Origin of the sequence: Mycobacterium alsense (genome assembly GCF_002086635.1) — a bacterium.
Lineage (GTDB): Bacteria > Actinomycetota > Actinomycetes > Mycobacteriales > Mycobacteriaceae > Mycobacterium > Mycobacterium alsense.
This window is the reverse complement of the sequence record NZ_MVHD01000030.1, coordinates 23,571-41,632: the sequence shown is the minus strand read 5'-3', so window position 1 is coordinate 41,632 and position 18,062 is coordinate 23,571. Positions and strand designations below refer to the sequence as shown.

Below are 18,062 nucleotides of genomic sequence, written 5' to 3'. Positions count from 1 at the left end.
GCGGTCGGTAAAAACGAAGGCTAAACCAGCCCCGGGCGGGGCATCGTCGCCTTCGGCCGGTTTCAAAGCATTTTATAGATTAAGCCCGCCGCGCACGGGCGGATCGGCCGGGGACGGGTCCGGTGGCCGTCAGTGCCCGAATCCCGAGACGAAGTTGCCTCGGTTGAAGCCCCCCGAGCTCAGTCCGCCGGAATTCTGGAAGCCGCTCACGATCATGCCCGAGTTCGCCACGCCCGCGACCCCGTTGCCCGCGTTTGCGACACCCGCGGAGCCAACCGAGGTCGCCGTGTTGTAAATGCCCGAACTGGCGACACCGGCGTTGAAGAATCCCGAGTCGCTCACGCCCGTGTTGAAGAACCCCGACGAGCCCGGCTTGGTGTTGCCGAACCCCGAGCTCGTGCCGGGGCCGGTGCCGACCATTCCGACTCCGGTATTCAGGTTGCCGGCGTTGAACATGCCGGTGTTCCGGTCGCCGGAGTTGCCCTCGCCGGTGTTGAGGTCGCCCGAGTTCATGTCGCCGGTGTTGGCGAGGCCCGAGTTGAAGCTGCCGGTGTTGGCGAGGCCCGAGTTGCCCATGCCGGCGTTGGCCTGTCCCGAGTTGCCGAACCCGAAGTTCGTCACGCCACCGTTGCCGATACCGGTGTTGATGAAGCCCGCGTTGCCGAACCCCGTGTTGAGGCTGCCCGAGTTCCCGAAGCCGGTGTTATGGCCCGCCACGCCCGTCAGGAGCTCGGAGCCCGAGTTCCCGAACCCGACGTTTCCGTCGCTGGAGTTGAAGAAGCCGAAGTTCCCGTTGCCGGAGTTGAAGAACCCGACGTTGTTGGTGCCCGAGTTCCCGAAGCCGATGTTGCCGCTGCCCGAGTTCAGCAGCCCGGTCAGGTTGACGCCCACCTGACCGTTGCCGCTCAGGCCGATCCCGATGTTGCCGGTGCCGGTGTTGCCGAACCCGATGTTGCCGACCCCGGTGTTGCCGAAGCCCATGTTGTTGCTGCCGGTGTTGCCCGCGCCGACGTTGTTGTTGCCGCCGCTGTTGCCCATGCCGACGTTGGACACGCCGTTATTGCCGAAGCCCACGTTGCCGGTGCCGGTGTTGCCGCTGCCGAAGTTGTTGTTGCCGAGATTGCCGTTGCCGAAGTTCCCGTTGCTCGGGAGGCCGCCGAGGCCGTTGCCGCTGCCGAAGTTGCCGCTCCCGGTGTTGCCGCTGCCGAAGTTGGAGTTGCCGATGTTGCCGCCGCCGACGTTGGCGTCGCCCTGGTTTCCGCCGCCGACGTTGGTGTTGCCTTGATTGCCGCTGCCGAGGTTGAGGTTGCCCTTGTTGCCACCGCCCAGGTTGGCGTTGCCGATGTTGCCGGGCAACAAATTCGGCAGACCCATCAGGGCCTGCTCCAACTGCTCGATGGGCGTCATCGCCGCGGCCGCCGTCGACGCCCCGGAGTAGTAGCCGACCATCGCCTCCACGTCGGCGGCCCACATCCGCTCGTACTCGCCCTCGATCTCGGCGATCACCGGGGCGTTGAGCCCGAACCAGTTCGACATCACCATCTGCACCAGCGAATTGCGGTTGAGGTCCACCAGCAGCGGCTGCACGGTCGCCGCGCGCGCCGCCTCGAACGCGCCGACCACCGCCTGGGCCTGGGCCGCCGCCTCGGAGGCCTGCGCCGCCGCCGCGCCCAACCACCCGCTGTACGGTGTGGCCGCCGCCGCCATCGCCGCGGCCGCGGGCCCCTGCCAGGCCTGGCCGGCCAGGCCCGACGTCACCGACCCGAACGACGACGCCGCATCGGACAGCTCCGAGGCCAACCCCTCCCACGCCGCCGCCGCCTCCAACAGCGGACCCGAACCCGCACCCGAAAACATCAGCAAAGAATTAATTTCCGGCGGCAACATTATGAAGCTCATCAAATCCGTCCTTCACAGCCCGAATGTGCGAACGTACGGACATTAAGGTGAGTTCGGCCAGCCGTCTCGCTTTTTCAGCAAATTGAACGGCTAACTTTTTTTTGGGGCTGGAGTAATTGCCGCATCAATGCGTTACGACGGCGCCGCTTTCCTGCTCGCGTTTGATTTCCAGCGCGATGTCGATGAGTTGGTCTTCCTGGCCGCCGATGAGCTTGCGCTGACCCGCCCGGTGCAGCAGCGCGTGGGCCGGCACGCCGTAGCGCTCCGCCTGCCGCACGGCGTGCTTGAGGAAGCTCGAGTAGACGCCCGAGTAGCCCATGATCAACGCGTTGCGGTCGAGCAGGCATTCGGCCGGCATGGCCGGGCGCACGACGTCCTCGGCGGCGTCGGCGATGTCGAAGAAGTCGATGCCGGTCTTCACGCCGATCTTGTCGAACACCCCGATCAGGGCCTCGACCGGCGCGTTGCCCGCGCCGGCCCCGAAGCGGCGGCACGAACCGTCGATCTGCTTGGCGCCCGCACGGACGGCCTCCACCGAGTTCGCCACGCCCAGCCCGAGGTTCTCGTGCCCGTGGAAGCCCACCTGGGCGTCGTCACCCAGTTCGGCGACGAGCGCCGCGACCCGGTCACGCACCCCCTCGAGGACGAGTGCCCCGGCCGAGTCGACGACGTAGACGCACTGGCAGCCGGCGTCGGCCATGATGCGCGCCTGGGCGGCCAGCTTCTCCGGCGGAATGGTGTGGGCCATCATCAAGAACCCGACGGTCTCCAGGCCGAGCTCGCGGGCCAGCCCGAAGTGCTGGATCGACACGTCGGCCTCGGTGCAGTGGGTGGCGATCCGGCAGATGGAACCGCCGTTGTTCTGCGCCTCCTTGATGTCCTCCTTGGTGCCCACGCCCGGGAGCATCAGGAAGGCGATCTTGGCCTCCTTGGCCGTTTCGGCCGCGAGCTTGATCAGCTCCTGCTCGGGCGTCTTGGAGAACCCGTAGTTGAAGCTCGACCCACCCAGCCCGTCGCCGTGCGTCACCTCGATGACCGGGACCCCGGCGGCGTCCAGCGCCGCCACGATCGCGCCGACCTCGTCGGTGGTGAACTGGTGACGCTTGTGATGCGACCCGTCCCGCAGCGACGTGTCGGTCAACCGGACGTCCCAGATCGGGTTGAAGAAGATATCGGTACTCATGCTTGCGCTCCTGCTGCCAGGCTCTCTTTGGCGATCTCCTCGCCGACCTTGGTGGCCGCGGCGGTCATGATGTCGAGGTTGCCCGCGTAGGGGGGCAGGTAATCGCCGGCGCCCTCGACCTCGACGAAGGTGGTGACCAGCGCCTGGCCGCCGGAATTGACCGACGGGTCGTCGAACTGCGGCTCGTTGAGTAGCCGGTAGCCGGGCACATAGGTCTGGACTTCGGCCACCACGTCGTTGATGGACTTGGCGATCGCGTCGCGGTCGGCGTCCTCGGGGATGGCGCAGAAGATGGTGTCGCGCATGATCATCGGCGGTTCGGCCGGGGTGAGGATGATGATCGCCTTGCCGCGCTCGGCGCCGCCGATGGTCTCGACGCCCTTGCTGGTGGTCTTGGTGAACTCGTCGATGTTGGCCCGGGTGCCGGGTCCGGCCGAGACCGACGCGACCGAGGCGACGATCTCGGCGTAGGGCACCTGCACCACCCGGGACACCGCGTACACGATCGGGATGGTCGCCTGCCCCCCGCAGGTGATCATGTTGACGTTGGGCGCGTCCAGGTGCTCGCGCAGGTTCGCCGGCGGGATCACGGCCGGGCCCACCGCGGCCGGCGTCAGGTCGATGGCCCGGATTCCGGCGGCCGCGTACTTGGGCGCGGCGTCGCGGTGGACGTAGGCGCTGGTGGCCTCGAACACCAGGTCCGGCTTCTCCGCCTGCGCGAGCAGCCAGTCGACCCCCTCGTGCGTGGTCTCCAACCCGAGCTTGCGGGCCCGCGCCAGGCCCTCGCTCTGCGGGTCGATGCCCACCATCCACCGGGGCTCCAGCCAGTCGGATCGCAGCAGCTTGTAGAGCAGGTCGGTGCTGATGTTTCCCGAACCAACGATGGCCACACTCGCCTTGGACGGCATGATGCTCCCTTTTATTTGGATTAGTTCCAAACTAATCCGACACTATTCAAAGGACAACCGAACCGAACCCAGCCCGGTGAAGTCGGCGACGAATTCGTCCCCGGCGCGTGCATCTATCGCTCGCGTACACGATCCGGGCAGCACGATGTCGCCTTTGCGCAGCCGCACCCCGAAGCTTTCCACCTTGCGGGCCAGCCACGCGACCGCGGTCACCGGGTTGCCCAGCACGGCGTCGCTGCGGCCCTCGGCGATCACCTCGCCGTTGCGGGTCAGCACCGCGTCGATCGCCTTGACGTCGATGTCGGCCGGCGACACCCGCCCCTCGCCCAGCACGAAGCCCGCCGACGAGGCGTTGTCGGCGATGGTGTCGCACAGCGCGATCTTCCAGTCGGTGATCCTGGTGTCGATCAACTCGATCGCGGGGGCCAGGGCTGCGGTGGCCGCCAGCACGTCGTCCTCGGTGCAGCCGGCGCCGGGCAGGTCCGCGGACAGGATGAAGGCCACCTCGACCTCGACCCGCGGATACAGGTAGTTGGCCGCGGTGACGGGCTTGTCCTCGAAGACCTGCATCTCGTCGAGCAGGTGGCCGTAGTCCGGCTCGTCGACCCCCATCATCTGCTGCATCGCCAACGACGACAGGCCCACCTTGTGGCCCAGCACGCGGGCTCCCTCGGCCACCCGCTGGCGGATGTTGATCAGCTGGATCTGGTAGGCGTCGACGACGTCGATGTCCGGGTACGCCGCGGTCAGCGGGGCGATGGGTTCGCGGCTTCGCTCCGCCTGCGCCAGGTCGGCGGCCAGCTCGTCGCGGATCGCAACGCTGAGCATTCCTCCGAAGTCCCCTTGTCCTCAAGTCATCGGTGTGACCGGGTCAGTAGCGCCCAACCCGGGCAATTCTATAACGTGTTCTACATGACAGCGCAGGAGTACGACGTCGTCGTGGTCGGGAGCGGCGGCGCCGGCATGGTGGCTGCCCTTACCGCCGCGCACCGGGGCCTATCGACAATAGTGATCGAGAAGGCCCCCCATTTCGGCGGCTCCACCGCGCGGTCCGGGGGCGGCGTGTGGATCCCGAACAACGAGGTGCTCAAGCGCGACGGCGTGCGGGACACCCCCGAGGCGGCCCGCACCTACCTGCACGGCATCATCGGCGACATCGTGGAGCCGGAGCGCATCGACGCCTACCTCGACCGCGGGCCCGAGATGCTGTCGTTCGTGTTGAAGCACACCCCGCTGAAGATGTGCTGGGTGCCGCGCTACTCCGACTACTACCCGGAGGCGCCGGGCGGTCGCGCCGGCGGCCGCTCGATCGAACCCAAGCCTTTCGACGCCCGCAAGCTCGGCACCGACGAGGCCGGGCTCGAACCCCCGTACGGCAAGGTTCCACTCAATGTCGTTGTCATGCAACAGGATTACGTGCGGCTGAACCAGCTCAAGCGGCACCCGCGGGGCGTGGCGCGCAGCCTGAAGGTCGGCGCCCGCACGATGTGGGCCAAGGCGACCGGTAAGCACCTGGTCGGCATGGGACGCGCGCTGATCGGGCCGCTGCGAATCGGGTTGCAGCGCGCCGGCGTTCCGGTGCTGCTCAACACCGCCCTGACCGACCTGTACGTCGAGGACGGCGTGGTCCGCGGGGTCTACGCCCGCGACACCGGCTCGCCGGACGCCGCCGAGCCGCGGCTGATCCGGGCCCGGCGCGGGGTGATCTTGGCCTGCGGCGGGTTCGAGCACAACGAGCAGATGCGGGTGAAGTACCAGCGCGCGCCGATCACCACCGAATGGACCGTCGGCGCCAAGGCCAACACCGGCGACGGCATCATCGCCGGTGAAAAGCTCGGCGCCGCACTGGATATCATGGAGGACGCCTGGTGGGGCCCGACGGTGCCGCTGGTCGGCGCGCCGTGGTTCGCGCTGTCGGAGCGCAACTCGCCGGGGTCGATCATCGTCAACATGTCGGGCAGGCGGTTCATGAACGAATCGATGCCCTACGTCGAGGCCTGCCACCACATGTACGGCGGGGAATACGGCCAGGGGCCGGGGCCCGGGGAGAACATTCCCGCCTGGCTGGTCTTCGACCAGCAGTACCGCGACCGCTACATCTTCGCCGGATTGCAGCCCGGACAACGCATTCCGCGCAAGTGGCTGGACTCCGGGGTGATCATCCAGGCCGATACGCTCGAGGAACTGGCCGCGAAGGCCGGCCTCCCGGTCGAGGAGTTCGTGGCGACCGTGCGGCGATTCAACGGCTTCGCGCGCTCGGGCGTCGACGAGGACTACCACCGCGGCGAGAGCGCCTATGACCGCTACTACGGCGACCCGACCAACAAGCCGAACCCCAACCTCGGCGAGCTGGCCCACGCGCCGTACTACGCCGCCAAGATGGTTCCGGGCGACCTGGGCACCAAGGGCGGGATCCGCACCGACGCGCGCGGCCGCGCGTTACGCGACGACGGCAGCGTCATCGAGGGACTGTATGCCGCGGGCAATGTCAGCGCCCCGGTGATGGGACACACCTATCCCGGCCCGGGCGGGACGATCGGTCCGGCGATGACGTTCGGTTACCTGGCGGCCCTACATATCGCGGGGGTCAACTGACGTGCCGATCGATGTCGAAGTCGCGCTGAACGCCGAGCTGGATCCGATCGAATTCTCTTGGACCAGTAGCGATATCCAGCTGTATCACCTCGCGCTGGGGGCCGGCGCGGACCCGATTGACCCCCGCGAACTGCGCTATCTGGTGGACGAGACGCCACAGGTGCTGCCGACGTTCGGCAACGTGGCCGCCAGCTTCCACATGACCAAGCCGCCGACGGTGCAGTTCCCCGGTATCGACATCGAGCTGAGCAAGGTGCTGCACGCCTCCGAGCGTGTGGAAGTGCCCGCCCCGCTGCCGCCGTCCGGGTCGGCCACGGCGGTCACCCGGTTCACCGACATCTGGGACAAGGGCAAGGCCGCGGTGATCTGGAGCGAGACGACGGTCAGCTCGCCCGACGGCACCCCGCTGTGGACGCAGCGGCGGTCCATCTTCGCCCGCGGCGAGGGCGGGTTCGGCGGCGAGCGGGGGCCCTCATCCTCCGACGCGGCGCCCGATCGCGCGCCCGATCTCGAGGTCGACGTGCCCATCCTGCCGCAGCAGGCGCTGTTGTACCGGCTGTGCGGCGACCGCAACCCGCTGCACTCGGATCCCGAATTCGCCGCCGCCGCAGGCTTTGCCAGGCCCATCCTGCACGGCCTGTGCACCTACGGCATGACGTGCAAGGCGATCACCGACGCGCTGCTGGACGGCGACGCCGGCGCGGTGGCCGCCTACGGCGCGCGCTTCGCCGGCGTGGCCTTCCCCGGCGAGACGCTCAAGGTCGGCATCTGGAAGGACGGCGGCCGGTTCTTGGCGAGCGTCGTCGCGCCGTCGCGCGACAACGCCGTGGTGCTCAGCGGCGTCGAGCTGGTTCCCGCCTGACCCGCCAGCCACTCTGCGTCTCAGCGGTCACACCAGTACCGCCGGGTCGGGCATGACACGCTGCGGAATGCGCTGGCACATGCGATATCACCGGGCCGCTAATCGAACCCGAAGAGGTCGCTTAGGCTCTGCCCACCGCGTCCGGCAAGCTTTTGTACCACCCACTGATTCATGGACACGTTCTGCTCCGTGGCTTCGATGGCGAGTCGCGCGTGCAACGACGGGGACGTCCTGACGACGAACTTGCCGCTGTATTGACGCTCCGTGAGTGGCTTCGGCACGTCCTCGCCGGCCGCTTCGCGCTCCGCGACCAACTCGTCGACTGCTCGCTCGATGGCGGCGGTAGCCTCCTGCAGGGTTGGTGCCCAATGCGACAACCATGGCAGCTCGATGCAACGGACGACGTATTCGCCGTGCTCGGGCGACCATTCGGCGCGGTAGGTGTAGCGGTTCACGGTCGGCGTGATATCAAATGCGCTGTCAAGTTGGAGAAGGTATTACCACTTTCCCCGAGTGACTCATGTGATTCGTGGTACATGGCGCCAGCGTGTCACGCGCGGCCGCCCGCGTCACTTCAGCGCACCAGGGGATGGGGACGAACCTAGCCCAGGATCAACCCCGACGTCGGCACGCCGGTTCCCGCGGTGACGAGGACGTGCTCGACGCCGGGCACCGGGTTCACCGAGGTTCCGCGCAGTTGGCGCACGCCCTCGGCGATGCCGTTCATGCCGTGGATGTAGGCCTCACCGAGCTGGCCGCCGTGGGTGTTGATGGGGAGTCGGCCGCCGACCTCGATGGCGCCGTCGGCGATGAAGTCCTTTGCCTCGCCGCGACCGCAGAACCCCAACTCCTCCAACTGAATCAGGGTGAACGGCGTGAAGTGATCGTATAGCACGGCGGTCTGGATGTCGGCGGGCGACAGCCCGGACTGCGCCCAGAGCTGCCGGCCCACGACGCCCATCTCCGGCAGGCCGAGCTCGGGCCGGTAGTAGCTGACCATCGTGTACTGGTCGGGGCTGGAGCCCTGCGACGCCGCCTCGATGACGGCGGGGCGGTGCTTGAGGTCCCGCGCGCGCTCCGCCGACGTCACCACGATCGCCACCGCCCCATCGGTCTCCTGGCAGCAGTCCAGCAACCGCAGCGGTTCGGCGATCCAACGCGAATTCTGGTGGTCCTCAATGGTGATCGGCTTCTGGTAGAAGTACGCCTTGGGGTTGTTGGCGGCGTGCTTGCGGTCGGCCACCGAGATCGCGCCGAAGTCCCGGCTGGTCGCGCCGAACTGGTGCATGTAGCGGCGCGCGATCATCGCGACCTGCGCCGCCGGGGTGGACAGCCCGTGCGGGTAGGAGAACGAGTTGTCCGCGGTCGTCGAATCCGCCTGGGCGCCACCGTCTCCCACCAACCGGGTCTGAACCTGGCCGAACCGCATACCGGATCGCTCGTTGAACGCCCGGTAGGCGACGACGACATCGGCGACGCCGGTCGCGACGGCCATCGCCGCCTGCTGGATGGTCGCGCACGCGGCGCCGCCGCCGTAGTGGATCTTGGAGAAGAACTTCAGCTCGCCGATGCCCACCGCGCGCGCGACGGCGACCTCGGTGTTGGTGTCCATCGTGAACGTCGTCAAGCCGTCGACGTCGGCGGGACTCAGGCCGGCGTCGTCCAGCGCGTCCAGCACCGCCTCGGCGGCCAACCGCAGCTCGGACCGGCCGGAGTCCTTCGAAAAGTCGGTGGCACCGATCCCGACGATCGCCGCCTTCCCGGACAACATCAGGCGGCCCCCATCGTCAGCGTCGCGGTCGCGATCACGTGGTCGCCAAGGCTGTTGCGCCCCACCACCTTCACGGTGATCAGCCCGTCCTCTACGGCGGTCACCTCACCGGAGAACGTCACCGTGTCGTAGGCGTACCACGGCACCCCGAGCCGCAGCCCGATCGACTTGATCAGCGCCGACGGCCCGGCCCAGTCGGTGATGTAGCGCTGCACCAGCCCCGTGTCGGTGAGGATGTTGACGAAGATGTCCTTGGAGCCCTTGGCGACGGCCTTGTCCCGGTCGTGGTGCACGTCCTGGAAGTCCCTGGTGGCGATGGCCGTCGAGATGATGAACGTGGGATCGGCGTACAGCTTCAGTTCCGGCAGTAAGGTACCGACGGCGGTCATGCGTCAGGCTCCCAGGCGTAGAGGGTCCACTCCGGCCCGCCGTCGCCGGCCGGGAAGTCGATATAGGTTGCGCGCACGGGCATTCCGACCGCCACGGTGGCCGGATCGGCCCCGCGCAGCTCGCCCAGCATGCGCACGCCCTCCTCGAGCTCCACCAACGCGATGACGAACGGCAGCGTGCGGCCGGGCACCTTGGGCGCGTGGTGCACGACAAAACTGAAGACGGTGCCACGACCGCTGGCCACCACGTAGTCGATCGGGGCGGACTTGTCCTGCCATACCGCCGGCACCGGCGGGTGCTGCAGGCTGCCGTCCGGGCGCCGCTGTATCCGCAATTCGTGGGCCTTGACGCCCTCCCAGAAGAACGCGGTGTCGCGCGACGACGACGGGCGCATCATGGCGTCGGGGTCCAGGTCGTCGGGGACGGCCGGCGCGGCGGAAGCCTCCCGGGGTCTGAACTTGAGTATGCGCCAATTCATCTCGGCGACGTCCTCGTCACCCACCCGCCAGATGATGTGCTGGTTGACGAAGAAGCCCTCGCCCAGCGCGGTCTGCTTGGGCCCGACGATGTCGCCCATCTCCGAGGTGATGGTGACCTCTTCGCCCGGCTGCAAGTAGCGGTGGTAGGTCTGCTCGCAGTTGGTGGCGACCACACCGATGTAGCCGTTGTCGTCGAACAGCTGCATGATGGGCCCCAGCGGATCGTCCTTGGGGCGCTCCCCGCCCAGGCCGAACATCGTCCAGACCTGAATCATGGCCGGGGGCGCGACGATTCCCGGGTGCCCGGCGGCGCGGGCGGCGGCCTCGTCGATATAGATCGGGTTGCGGTCGCCGAGGGCCTCCACCCAGTTGTTGATCGTCGGCCGGTTCACCGGATCGCGGCCGGCGCGCGGCTTGGCGCCGGCGGCCGCCTTGATCTCCGCGATGGCTTCGGCGATATCGGTCATCGGGGCACCCTCGGAACCTTGAGGCCCGCGGCCGCGATCATCTCCCGCATGACTTCGTTCACGCCCCCACCGAACGTGATCACCAGGTTGCGCTTGGTCTGGGAGTCCAACCACTCGAGCAGCTCGGCGGTGGCCGGCTCGGCGGGGGTGCCGTACCTGCCGACGATCTCTTCGGCGAGCCGGCCGATGTACTGAACCCGCTCCGTGCCAAAGACTTTGGTGGACGCCGCGTCGGCGACGTTGATGTCCTCGCCCGCCGCGGCGACCTGCCAGTTGAGCAGCTCGTTGATCCGCCACATCGCGTAGATCTCGCCGAGTGCCCGCTTGACGTCGGCGTGGTCGATCGGAGTGACGCCGTCGGCGCCCGGTTTGGACGCCCAGGCGCGCACCCGCTCGTATATGCCGGCGGTCCGGCCCGCGGGGCCCAGCATCACCCGCTCGTTGTTGAGCTGGGTGGTGATCAGCCGCCACCCGCCGTTCTCCTCGCCGACCAGCATGTCGGCGGGCACCCGCACGTCGTTGTAGTAGGTGGCGTTGGTGTGGTGGGCGCCGTCGGACAGGATGATCGGGGTCCAGGAGTAACCGGGATCCTTGGTGTCGACGATGAGGATCGAAATGCCCTTGTGCTTAACGGCATCCGGGTCGGTGCGGCAGGCCAGCCAGATGTAGTCGGCGTCGTGCGCACCGGTGGTGAAGATCTTCTGGCCGTTGACGATGTACTCGTCGCCGTGGCGCACGGCGGTGGTCCGCAGCGACGCCAGGTCGGTGCCCGCCTCGGGCTCGGTGTAGCCGATCGCGAAGTGCACCTCGCCGGCCAGGATCGCCGGCAGGAACTTCTTCTTCTGCATCTCGCTGCCGAACTGCTGCAGGGTCGGCCCGACCGTCTGCAGCGTCACCGCGGGCAGGGGCACGTCGGCCCGGTGCGCCTCGTTGACGAAGATCGACTGCTCGATCGGGCCGAAGCCCAGGCCGCCGAACTCCTTCGGCCATCCGACCCCGAGCTTGCGGTCCTTGCCCATCCGCCGGATGACCGCGCGGTAGGCCTCGTTGTGGCGGTCCTGCTCCATCGCCTTCATCTCGTCGGACGAGATGAGGTTCGAAAAGTATTGCCGCAGCTCGGCTTGCAGTTGCCGCTGCTCCGGGGTCAGGTCGATGAACATTGCGCTCCCACCAGGTCGAGGCGATGCGAGGGGCCGCCCAGCAGCCGGGTCAGGTCCTTGATCGTGGAGTAGTACCGGTGCATCGGATAGGTGATGTCCATGCCCATCCCGCCGTGCAGGTGGTGGCAGAGTTGCATCACATGCGGAGCCTGCGAGGTGATCCAGTAGCCGAGGACGTCCAAATCGTCATCCGCGTCCCGTCCCTCGGAAAGCCGCCAAACCACCGACTTCGCCGCCAAATCGATGGTCCGCGAGGCGATGTAGACCTCGGCGAGCTGCGCGGCCACGGTCTGGAAGGTCGACAGCGGCTTGCCGAACTGCTTCCGGTTCGCCACGTAGTCGGCGGTCAGGCGCAGCGCCCCGGCCACCAGGCCGTCGGCGAAGGCGCCGATTGCCGCCAGCGCCAGTTGGTTGACGCGGCGCGCCGCTGTGTTCGTCTCGGAGCCCGCGAGCATGTCGGCGTCGGTAACCGCCACCCGCTCCAACGTCACCGTGTACTCGTCCGAACCGTTGGACGTCGGCGTGCGCACCAGCCGCACGCCGTCGGCCTTGGGCGACACCACCACGACGCCGCTGTCGGCGGTCACGATCACCCAGTCGGCCTGTTCGGCATAGGGCACACCGATTTTGGTGCCCGACAGCCGCCCGTCCGCGAGCGTGGTGGCGGGCCGGTCGGGAAGCGGCGCGCCCGGCTCGTTGAGCGCGGCGGTCAACACCCCGCCCCTGGCGAGCCCGGCCAGGAAACGGCCCCGCTGTTCCTCGGACGCGAGATCGAGCAGCGGCACCGCGCCGAGGCCCAGCGTGGCCAGCGCCGGTGTGATGGCGCCGTGGCGACCCACCTCGGTGAGCACCGTGGCGACCTCGGGCAGGCCCACGCCGTCACCGCCGAGGCTTTCCGGCACCGGCAGCGCCGTCACCCCGCCGTCGACCAGAGCCTGCCAGGAGTTTTCGCGCTCCAGCACGGACGTGACCACGTCGGCGACGGCCTGCTGCGTCGCGGTGAGATCGAAATCCATCAGTTCGCCGCCGGGGGTTTGCCCGCGTAGTCGACCTGCCAGTGCTTGATTCCGTTGAGCCAGCCGGACCGCAGCCGCTCCGGCTTGGACAGCGGCTTGAGGTCGGGCATGTGGTCGGCCACGGCGTTGAAGATCAGGTTGATCGTCATCCGGGCCAGGTTGGCGCCGATGCAGTAGTGCGCGCCGGTGCCGCCGAACCCGACATGCGGGTTGGGGTCGCGAAGGATGTTGAAGGTGTAGGGGTCGTCGAAGACCTCCTCGTCGAAGTTGGCCGAGCGGTAGAACATGAGCACCCGCTGGCCCTTCTTGATCTGCACGCCGGACAGCTCGTAGTCCTCGAGCGCGGTGCGCTGGAAGCAGCTGACCGGGGTGGCCCACCGGACGATCTCGTCGGCGGCGGTGGCCGGGCGCTCCTTCTTGTACAGCTCCCACTGGTCGGGGAATTCGGCGAACGCCATCATCCCCTGGGTGATCGAGTTCCGGGTGGTCTCGTTGCCGGCCACCGCGAGCATCACCACGAAAAAACCGAACTCGTCGTCGGAGAGCTTCTCGCCGTCGATGTCGGCCTCGATCAGCTGGGTCACGATGTCGTCGCCGGGGTTCTTGGACTTCTCCTCGGCCATCTGCATCGCGTACTGGATCAGCTCGAACGACGACATCTTGGGGTCGATATCGGCGTACTCGGGGTCGTCGTTGCCCGTCATCTCGTTCGACCAGCGGAACAGCTTGTCGCGGTCCTCCTGCGGCACCCCGAGCAGCCCGGCGATCGCCTGCAGCGGCAGCTCGCACGACACCTGCTCGACGAAGTCGCCGGCCCCCATGGCGGCGGCGTCGCGGGCGATCTTCTGGGCGCGCTCCCGCAGCTCGTCCTCGAGGCGCCCGACGGCCCGCGGCGTGAAACCGCGGGAGATGATCTTGCGCAGCCGGGTGTGGTGCGGCGCGTCCATGTTGAGCATCACGAACCGCTGGACCTCGATGTCCTCGCGCGCGATGTCGTTGTTGAACCGCGGGATCACACCGTTCTCGTAGCTGGAGAAGATGTCGCTGCGCCGGGAGATCTCCTTGACGTCGTTGAGCTTGGTGATCGCCCAGTAGCCGCCGTCGTGGAACCCGCCGCCTTCGCCCGGGGCCTGTTCGGTCCACCAGATCGGCGCGGTCGCCCGCACCTCGGCGAATTCTTCGACCGGGATGCGCTCGGTCCAGATGTCGGGATCGGTGAAATCGAACCCGGGAGGAAGATTGGGGGTGGGCACGGCGTACTTCTCCTTACTAGCTCTCCTAGTGGCGCTATTCTGCCAGTAAAACATGCCGTAACTGCAGCACAAAAGAGTTGCCGAACCAGCCCAGCATCGTCGCTTGTCATAGTAATGAAACGTGTTCTAGCCTGACCCCATGGGTAACCCGGTAATCGTCGAAGCCACGCGCAGCCCGATCGGCAAGCGCAACGGATGGCTCTCCGGACTGCACGCCACCGAGCTGCTGGGCGCGGTGCAAAGGGCAGTCGTCGAAAAGGCCGGCATCGAAGCCGGCATGGTCGAGCAGGTCATCGGCGGCTGCGTCACGCAGTTCGGCGAGCAGTCCAACAACATCACGCGGGTGAGCTGGCTGGTTGCCGGGTTGCCGGAGCACGTCGGCGCCACGACGGTCGACTGCCAGTGCGGCAGCAGCCAGCAGGCCAACGGGCTCGTCGCGGGCCTGATCGCGGCGGGTGCCATCGACATCGGCATCGCGTGCGGAATCGAGGCGATGAGCCGCGTCGGGCTCGGCGCCAACGCGGGTCCCGACCGCACCGTGCTGCGGCCCGAGTCGTGGGACATCGACCTGCCCGACCAGTTCACCGCCGCCGAGCGGATCGCCAAGCGCCGCGGCATCACCCGCGAGGACATCGACAACTGGGGTTTCGAGTCGCAGCTGCGCGCCAAGCGGGCGTGGGACGAGGGCCGGTTCGATCGGGAAATCTCGCCGATCGAGGCGCCGGTGCTCGACGAGCAGAAGCAGCCCACCAGCGAGCGGCACATGGTGGGCCGCGACCAGGGCTTGCGCGACACCACGATGGAGGGGTTGAGCCAGCTCAAGCCGGTGATCGAGGGTGGGATCCACACGGCGGGCACGTCGTCGCAGATCTCCGACGGCGCCGCCGCAGTGCTGTGGATGGACGAGGACAAGGCCAAGGCGCTCGGGCTGCGGCCGCGGGCCCGCATCGTCAGCCAGGCGCTGGTCGGCGCGGAGCCCTACTACCACCTGGACGGGCCGGTGCAGTCGACGGCGAAGGTGCTGGAGAAGGCCGGCATGAAGATCGGCGACATCGACCTCACCGAGATCAACGAGGCCTTCGCATCGGTGGTGCTGTCCTGGGCGCGGGTCCACGAGCCCGACATGGCCCGGGTGAACGTCAACGGCGGGGCGATCGCGCTCGGGCACCCGGTGGGCAGCACCGGCAGCCGGCTGATCACCACGGCGCTGCACGAGTTGGAGCGCACCGATCAGAGCACCGCGCTGATCACCATGTGCGCGGGCGGGGCCCTGTCCACCGGCACCATCATCGAGCGCATCTAGCCCATCGGTGGTCGTCACGCAGCCGGGGATCAAGAACCGTTTCTCCGGAAATCACCTGCGCCGCAGCCTCAATCGCGGCTCGCTTTCAACCATGCACCGGCGCGAAGGAACGTGATGCCCAAACCGAAGCCACGCTCATTGAATGCTCCTTGGGTCAGCTTCTTCATCAAATGGATGGCCAAGGGCAACTCGTGGATCTACCAACGCAGCAACGGCAAGTTGGGCGGCACCTTCCAAAAGGCTCCGGTCGCGCTGCTGACGACGACCGGCCGCAAGAGCGGGCAGCCGCGGGTGAGCCCGCTGCTGTACCTGCGCGATAAAGACCGCGTCATCCTGGTCGCGTCGCGGGGCGGCAGCGACAAGCACCCGATGTGGTACCTCAACCTCAAGGCGGACCCCAAGGTGTCCGTGCAGATCAAGGACGAGGTGTTGCAGTTGCGGGCGCGTGACGCCACGGCGGAGGAGCGTGAGGAGTACTGGCCGAAGCTGGTGGCCATGTATCCCTCGTTCACCGACTACCAGTCGTGGACCGATCGGGTCATCCCGATCGTCATCTGCGACCCGTGAACCGGATTCGCAATTCCCGACTGATCGCGCTGCTGCTCAAATACTTTGCGCGCGCCCATATCTGGGTGTACCGCCGAACCGACGGCAGGATCGGCGGGAGGCTGCTGCGGTTCCCGGCCGCGCTGGTGACGACGACCGGCCGCAAGTCCAACGAGCCGCGGACCACCGCGACCCTGTACCTGCGCGACGGTGAGCGGGTGATCCTGCCGGCGTCGTTCGGCGGGCGCGAGGAAAACCCGGCGTGGTACTTCAACCTCAAGGAGAATCCCGAGGTGCGGGTGCAGATCCGAGCGGAGCGCCTGGACCTGGTCGCACGCGACGCCACCGGCCCCGAGCGCGAGCGCTACTGGCCCGCGCTGCTGGAGATGTATCCGCGCTACCGCAACTACCGCGAGGCCGCGGACCGGGTGATCCCGCTGGTGGTGTGCGAGCCCGTTTCGCGCTGATCCGGCGCGCCCGGTTATGCGCCGTAGACCGGGACCGGCGGCCGCGCCTTGGCCAGCAGGTCGGCCACGACGGGCCCCAGCTCGGCGGGGTCCCACCGCGCGCCCTTGTCGATCTGCGGTCCGTGCGCCCAGCCTTCGGCGACGCGGATCTTGCCGCCCTCGACCTCGAACACCTTCCCGGTGACGTCGCGCGACTCGGCGCTGCCCAGCCAGACGACCAGCGGCGAGACGTTCTCGGGCGCCATCGCGTCGAAATCCCGGTCCTGGGTCGCCATCATCTCGGCGAAGACGGTCTCGGTCATGCGGGTGCGCGCCGACGGCGCGATGGCGTTGACGGTCACGCCGTAGCGGCCCATCTCGGCCGCGCCGACGAGGGTCATCGCGGCGATGCCGGCCTTGGCGGCGCTGTAGTTGCCCTGCCCGACGCTCCCCTGCAGGCCGGCCCCGGAGCTGGTGTTGACGATTCGAGCGTCTACCGCCTGACCGGCTTTGGACAGCCCGCGCCAGTAGGAGGCAGCGTGCCGCATCGTGGCGAAGTGGCCCTTGAGGTGCACGGCGACGACGGCGTCGAACTCCTCCTCGCTGGTGTTGGCGATCATCCGGTCGCGCACTATGCCGGCGTTGTTCACCAGGACGTCGAGCCCACCGAAGGTGTCGACGGCGGTCCGGATCAAACCGGCGGCCTCGTCCCAGTCCGCGACGTTGGATCCGTCGGCGACGGCTTCGCCACCGGCCGCGGTGATCTCGTCGACGACGCCCTGCGCGGCGCTGCCACCGCTTGCGGGCGAACCATCCAGGCCCACGCCGATGTCGTTGACCACCACGCGCGCGCCCTCCGCCGCGAAGGCGAGCGCGTGCGCGCGACCGATGCCGCCGCCCGCCCCGGTGACGATGACCACGCGACCGTCAACCAATCCCATACCTTGTTTCTCCCTTACTTGACCGCGCTGGCGTTGGTGGTGGAAAGGTAGTGTGGCGGCTCGCCGCCCCCGTGCACCTCCAACGTGGCACCACTGATGTATGCGGCCGCGTCCGACACCAAAAACGCTGCGGCCCAACCGACGTCGTCCGGCTTGGCAAGCCGACCCAGCGGCACGTTCTTGGATATCGCGGCGATCGACTCGGCGTCCCCGTAGAACAGGTGCGCCTGTTCGGTTTCCACCATCCCGACCACACACGCGTTCACCCTGACCTTCGGGCCCCACTCGACGGCCAGCGTCTGCGTGAGGCTTTCCAGGCCGGCCTTGGCCGCGCCGTAGGCGCCGGTGCCCGGGGACGGCCGGCGGCCGCTGAGGCTGCAGATGTTGACGATCGACCCCCCGCGCGGCTGGCCTTGCATTCTCTCGTTGGCGTGCTGGGAAACCGACAGCGCGCCAATCAGATTGAGCTCGATGATCTTGCGGTTGAACTTCGCGGTGGCCTCGGCGGTCAGCACGTACGGCGAGCCGCCGGCGTTGTTGACCACGACGTCGAGCCGACCATGCCCGTCGACGATCGCGTCGACCATCGCCTTTACGGCGTCGTCGTCGCGCACGTCGCACGAGTGAAACTCGTACGGCAGGCCCTCGACGGCCCGTCGCGCACAGGTGATCACGGTGGCCCCCTGGCGGGCGAAAACCGCGCTGATGCCCGCGCCCACCCCCCGCACGCCGCCGGTGACCAGAACCACCCGCCCGGCCAGCCCCAGATTGATGCCTTCCGAAAGGGGCGAGCCTGCTTCGGGGGGAGTCACTGTGCTAGCGTACCAAGCAAGTGCTTGCTTA

The 18,062-nt window shown here is 67.9% G+C and carries 18 protein-coding genes; 5 read left to right on the top strand and 13 right to left on the bottom strand.

The features are described 5' to 3' along the window. Nucleotides 1-129: 129 nt before the first annotated feature. From BST11_RS16785 to BST11_RS16770, 4 genes are all read right to left on the bottom strand, one after another. The gene (locus BST11_RS16785; RefSeq protein ID WP_083139058.1) at nucleotides 130-1,899 is read right to left on the bottom strand and encodes a PPE family protein; all 1,770 of its coding nucleotides are present in this window, start codon (nucleotides 1,897-1,899) and stop codon (nucleotides 130-132) included. A 124-nt stretch (nucleotides 1,900-2,023) separates the two neighbouring features. Beyond that, nucleotides 2,024-3,082 carry a 4-hydroxy-2-oxovalerate aldolase gene (gene dmpG, locus BST11_RS16780; protein ID WP_083139057.1) on the bottom strand — a complete coding sequence of 353 codons (1,059 nt, stop codon included), beginning with the start codon at nucleotides 3,080-3,082 and terminating at the stop codon, nucleotides 2,024-2,026. Then, on the bottom strand, nucleotides 3,079-3,990 hold the full coding sequence (locus BST11_RS16775) for an acetaldehyde dehydrogenase (acetylating) (protein WP_083139056.1): 912 nt from the start codon (nucleotides 3,988-3,990) through the stop codon (nucleotides 3,079-3,081). Before BST11_RS16775 ends, dmpG begins: the two co-directional genes overlap by 4 nt. A 42-nt stretch (nucleotides 3,991-4,032) precedes the next feature. Next, nucleotides 4,033-4,818 (bottom strand): 2-keto-4-pentenoate hydratase, encoded by a 786-nt coding sequence (locus tag BST11_RS16770; protein ID WP_083139055.1) that lies wholly within the window; start codon nucleotides 4,816-4,818, stop codon nucleotides 4,033-4,035. 84 nt (nucleotides 4,819-4,902) lie between these two features. Here BST11_RS16770 and kstD point away from each other — a divergent pair, with 84 nt between their 5' ends. Next, nucleotides 4,903-6,585: a 3-oxosteroid 1-dehydrogenase gene (gene kstD / locus BST11_RS16765; RefSeq protein WP_083139082.1), complete on the top strand. Its 1,683-nt coding sequence runs from the start codon at nucleotides 4,903-4,905 to the stop codon at nucleotides 6,583-6,585. A 1-nt stretch (nucleotide 6,586) separates the two neighbouring features. Then, nucleotides 6,587-7,447 carry a MaoC family dehydratase gene (locus BST11_RS16760; RefSeq protein ID WP_083139054.1) on the top strand — a complete coding sequence of 287 codons (861 nt, stop codon included), beginning with the start codon at nucleotides 6,587-6,589 and terminating at the stop codon, nucleotides 7,445-7,447. Nucleotides 7,448-7,545: 98 nt separating this feature from the next. Here the strand turns inward: BST11_RS16760 and BST11_RS16755 are convergent, their stop codons facing one another. The 7 genes from BST11_RS16755 to BST11_RS16725 form a co-directional block, all read right to left on the bottom strand. Next, nucleotides 7,546-7,902 (bottom strand): type II toxin-antitoxin system HicB family antitoxin, encoded by a 357-nt coding sequence (locus tag BST11_RS16755; protein ID WP_083139053.1) that lies wholly within the window; start codon nucleotides 7,900-7,902, stop codon nucleotides 7,546-7,548. Between the two features lie 146 nt (nucleotides 7,903-8,048). Next, entirely contained in the window at nucleotides 8,049-9,218 is a 1,170-nt protein-coding gene (locus BST11_RS16750; protein ID WP_083139052.1) for a lipid-transfer protein, read from the bottom strand. Next, on the bottom strand, nucleotides 9,218-9,607 hold the full coding sequence (locus BST11_RS16745; RefSeq protein ID WP_083139051.1) for a MaoC family dehydratase: 390 nt from the start codon (nucleotides 9,605-9,607) through the stop codon (nucleotides 9,218-9,220). Before BST11_RS16745 ends, BST11_RS16750 begins: the two co-directional genes overlap by 1 nt. Then, nucleotides 9,604-10,554 (bottom strand): bifunctional MaoC family dehydratase N-terminal/OB-fold nucleic acid binding domain-containing protein, encoded by a 951-nt coding sequence (locus BST11_RS16740; RefSeq protein WP_083139050.1) that lies wholly within the window; start codon nucleotides 10,552-10,554, stop codon nucleotides 9,604-9,606. Before BST11_RS16740 ends, BST11_RS16745 begins: the two co-directional genes overlap by 4 nt. Further along, nucleotides 10,551-11,714, bottom strand: coding sequence for an acyl-CoA dehydrogenase FadE29 (fadE29, locus tag BST11_RS16735; protein WP_083139049.1), 1,164 nt, complete (start codon nucleotides 11,712-11,714; stop codon nucleotides 10,551-10,553). The genes BST11_RS16740 and fadE29 overlap by 4 nt, the downstream gene beginning before the upstream one ends. Next, nucleotides 11,699-12,730 carry an acyl-CoA dehydrogenase family protein gene (locus BST11_RS16730; RefSeq protein WP_083139048.1) on the bottom strand — a complete coding sequence of 344 codons (1,032 nt, stop codon included), beginning with the start codon at nucleotides 12,728-12,730 and terminating at the stop codon, nucleotides 11,699-11,701. Before BST11_RS16730 ends, fadE29 begins: the two co-directional genes overlap by 16 nt. Further along, the gene (locus tag BST11_RS16725) at nucleotides 12,730-13,983 is read right to left on the bottom strand and encodes a cytochrome P450 (protein WP_083139047.1); all 1,254 of its coding nucleotides are present in this window, start codon (nucleotides 13,981-13,983) and stop codon (nucleotides 12,730-12,732) included. The genes BST11_RS16730 and BST11_RS16725 overlap by 1 nt, the downstream gene beginning before the upstream one ends. 139 nt (nucleotides 13,984-14,122) lie before the next feature. On the opposite strand from BST11_RS16725, the gene BST11_RS16720 reads away from it, so the two are divergent. The 3 genes from BST11_RS16720 (at nucleotide 14,123) to BST11_RS16710 (ending at nucleotide 16,299) form a co-directional block, all read left to right on the top strand. Beyond that, nucleotides 14,123-15,286 (top strand): steroid 3-ketoacyl-CoA thiolase, encoded by a 1,164-nt coding sequence (locus BST11_RS16720; RefSeq protein WP_083139046.1) that lies wholly within the window; start codon nucleotides 14,123-14,125, stop codon nucleotides 15,284-15,286. Between the two features lie 114 nt (nucleotides 15,287-15,400). Beyond that, nucleotides 15,401-15,853: a nitroreductase family deazaflavin-dependent oxidoreductase gene (locus BST11_RS16715; protein ID WP_083139081.1), complete on the top strand. Its 453-nt coding sequence runs from the start codon at nucleotides 15,401-15,403 to the stop codon at nucleotides 15,851-15,853. Continuing rightward, a complete protein-coding gene (locus BST11_RS16710; protein ID WP_083139045.1) occupies nucleotides 15,850-16,299 on the top strand; it encodes a nitroreductase family deazaflavin-dependent oxidoreductase in 450 nt (149 codons plus the stop codon). The genes BST11_RS16715 and BST11_RS16710 overlap by 4 nt, the downstream gene beginning before the upstream one ends. 14 nt (nucleotides 16,300-16,313) lie before the next feature. Here the strand turns inward: BST11_RS16710 and BST11_RS16705 are convergent, their stop codons facing one another. Both BST11_RS16705 and BST11_RS16700 read right to left on the bottom strand, forming a co-directional pair. Beyond that, the gene (locus BST11_RS16705) at nucleotides 16,314-17,219 is read right to left on the bottom strand and encodes an SDR family oxidoreductase (RefSeq protein WP_083139044.1); all 906 of its coding nucleotides are present in this window, start codon (nucleotides 17,217-17,219) and stop codon (nucleotides 16,314-16,316) included. Between the two features lie 14 nt (nucleotides 17,220-17,233). After that, nucleotides 17,234-18,031 (bottom strand): SDR family oxidoreductase, encoded by a 798-nt coding sequence (locus BST11_RS16700; protein ID WP_211284728.1) that lies wholly within the window; start codon nucleotides 18,029-18,031, stop codon nucleotides 17,234-17,236. Nucleotides 18,032-18,062 lie beyond the last annotated feature (31 nt).

Excerpts from the sequence above, each read along its gene's own strand:
- BST11_RS16740 (WP_083139050.1), bottom strand. The coding sequence starts at position 10,554 with ATGACCGATATCGCCGAAGCCATCGCGGAGATCAAGGCGGCCGCCGGC.
- BST11_RS16715 (WP_083139081.1), top strand. The coding sequence starts at position 15,401 with ATGCCCAAACCGAAGCCACGCTCATTGAATGCTCCTTGGGTCAGCTTC.
- BST11_RS16750 (WP_083139052.1), bottom strand. The coding sequence starts at position 9,218 with ATGTTGTCCGGGAAGGCGGCGATCGTCGGGATCGGTGCCACCGACTTT.
- fadE29 (WP_083139049.1), bottom strand. The coding sequence starts at position 11,714 with ATGTTCATCGACCTGACCCCGGAGCAGCGGCAACTGCAAGCCGAGCTG.
- BST11_RS16745 (WP_083139051.1), bottom strand. The coding sequence starts at position 9,607 with ATGACCGCCGTCGGTACCTTACTGCCGGAACTGAAGCTGTACGCCGAT.
- dmpG (WP_083139057.1), bottom strand. The coding sequence starts at position 3,082 with ATGAGTACCGATATCTTCTTCAACCCGATCTGGGACGTCCGGTTGACC.
- BST11_RS16720 (WP_083139046.1), top strand. The coding sequence starts at position 14,123 with ATGGGTAACCCGGTAATCGTCGAAGCCACGCGCAGCCCGATCGGCAAG.
- BST11_RS16705 (WP_083139044.1), bottom strand. The coding sequence starts at position 17,219 with ATGGGATTGGTTGACGGTCGCGTGGTCATCGTCACCGGGGCGGGCGGC.
- BST11_RS16770 (WP_083139055.1), bottom strand. The coding sequence starts at position 4,818 with ATGCTCAGCGTTGCGATCCGCGACGAGCTGGCCGCCGACCTGGCGCAG.
- BST11_RS16730 (WP_083139048.1), bottom strand. The coding sequence starts at position 12,730 with ATGGATTTCGATCTCACCGCGACGCAGCAGGCCGTCGCCGACGTGGTC.
- BST11_RS16785 (WP_083139058.1), bottom strand. The coding sequence starts at position 1,899 with ATGAGCTTCATAATGTTGCCGCCGGAAATTAATTCTTTGCTGATGTTT.
- kstD (WP_083139082.1), top strand. The coding sequence starts at position 4,903 with ATGACAGCGCAGGAGTACGACGTCGTCGTGGTCGGGAGCGGCGGCGCC.
- BST11_RS16775 (WP_083139056.1), bottom strand. The coding sequence starts at position 3,990 with ATGCCGTCCAAGGCGAGTGTGGCCATCGTTGGTTCGGGAAACATCAGC.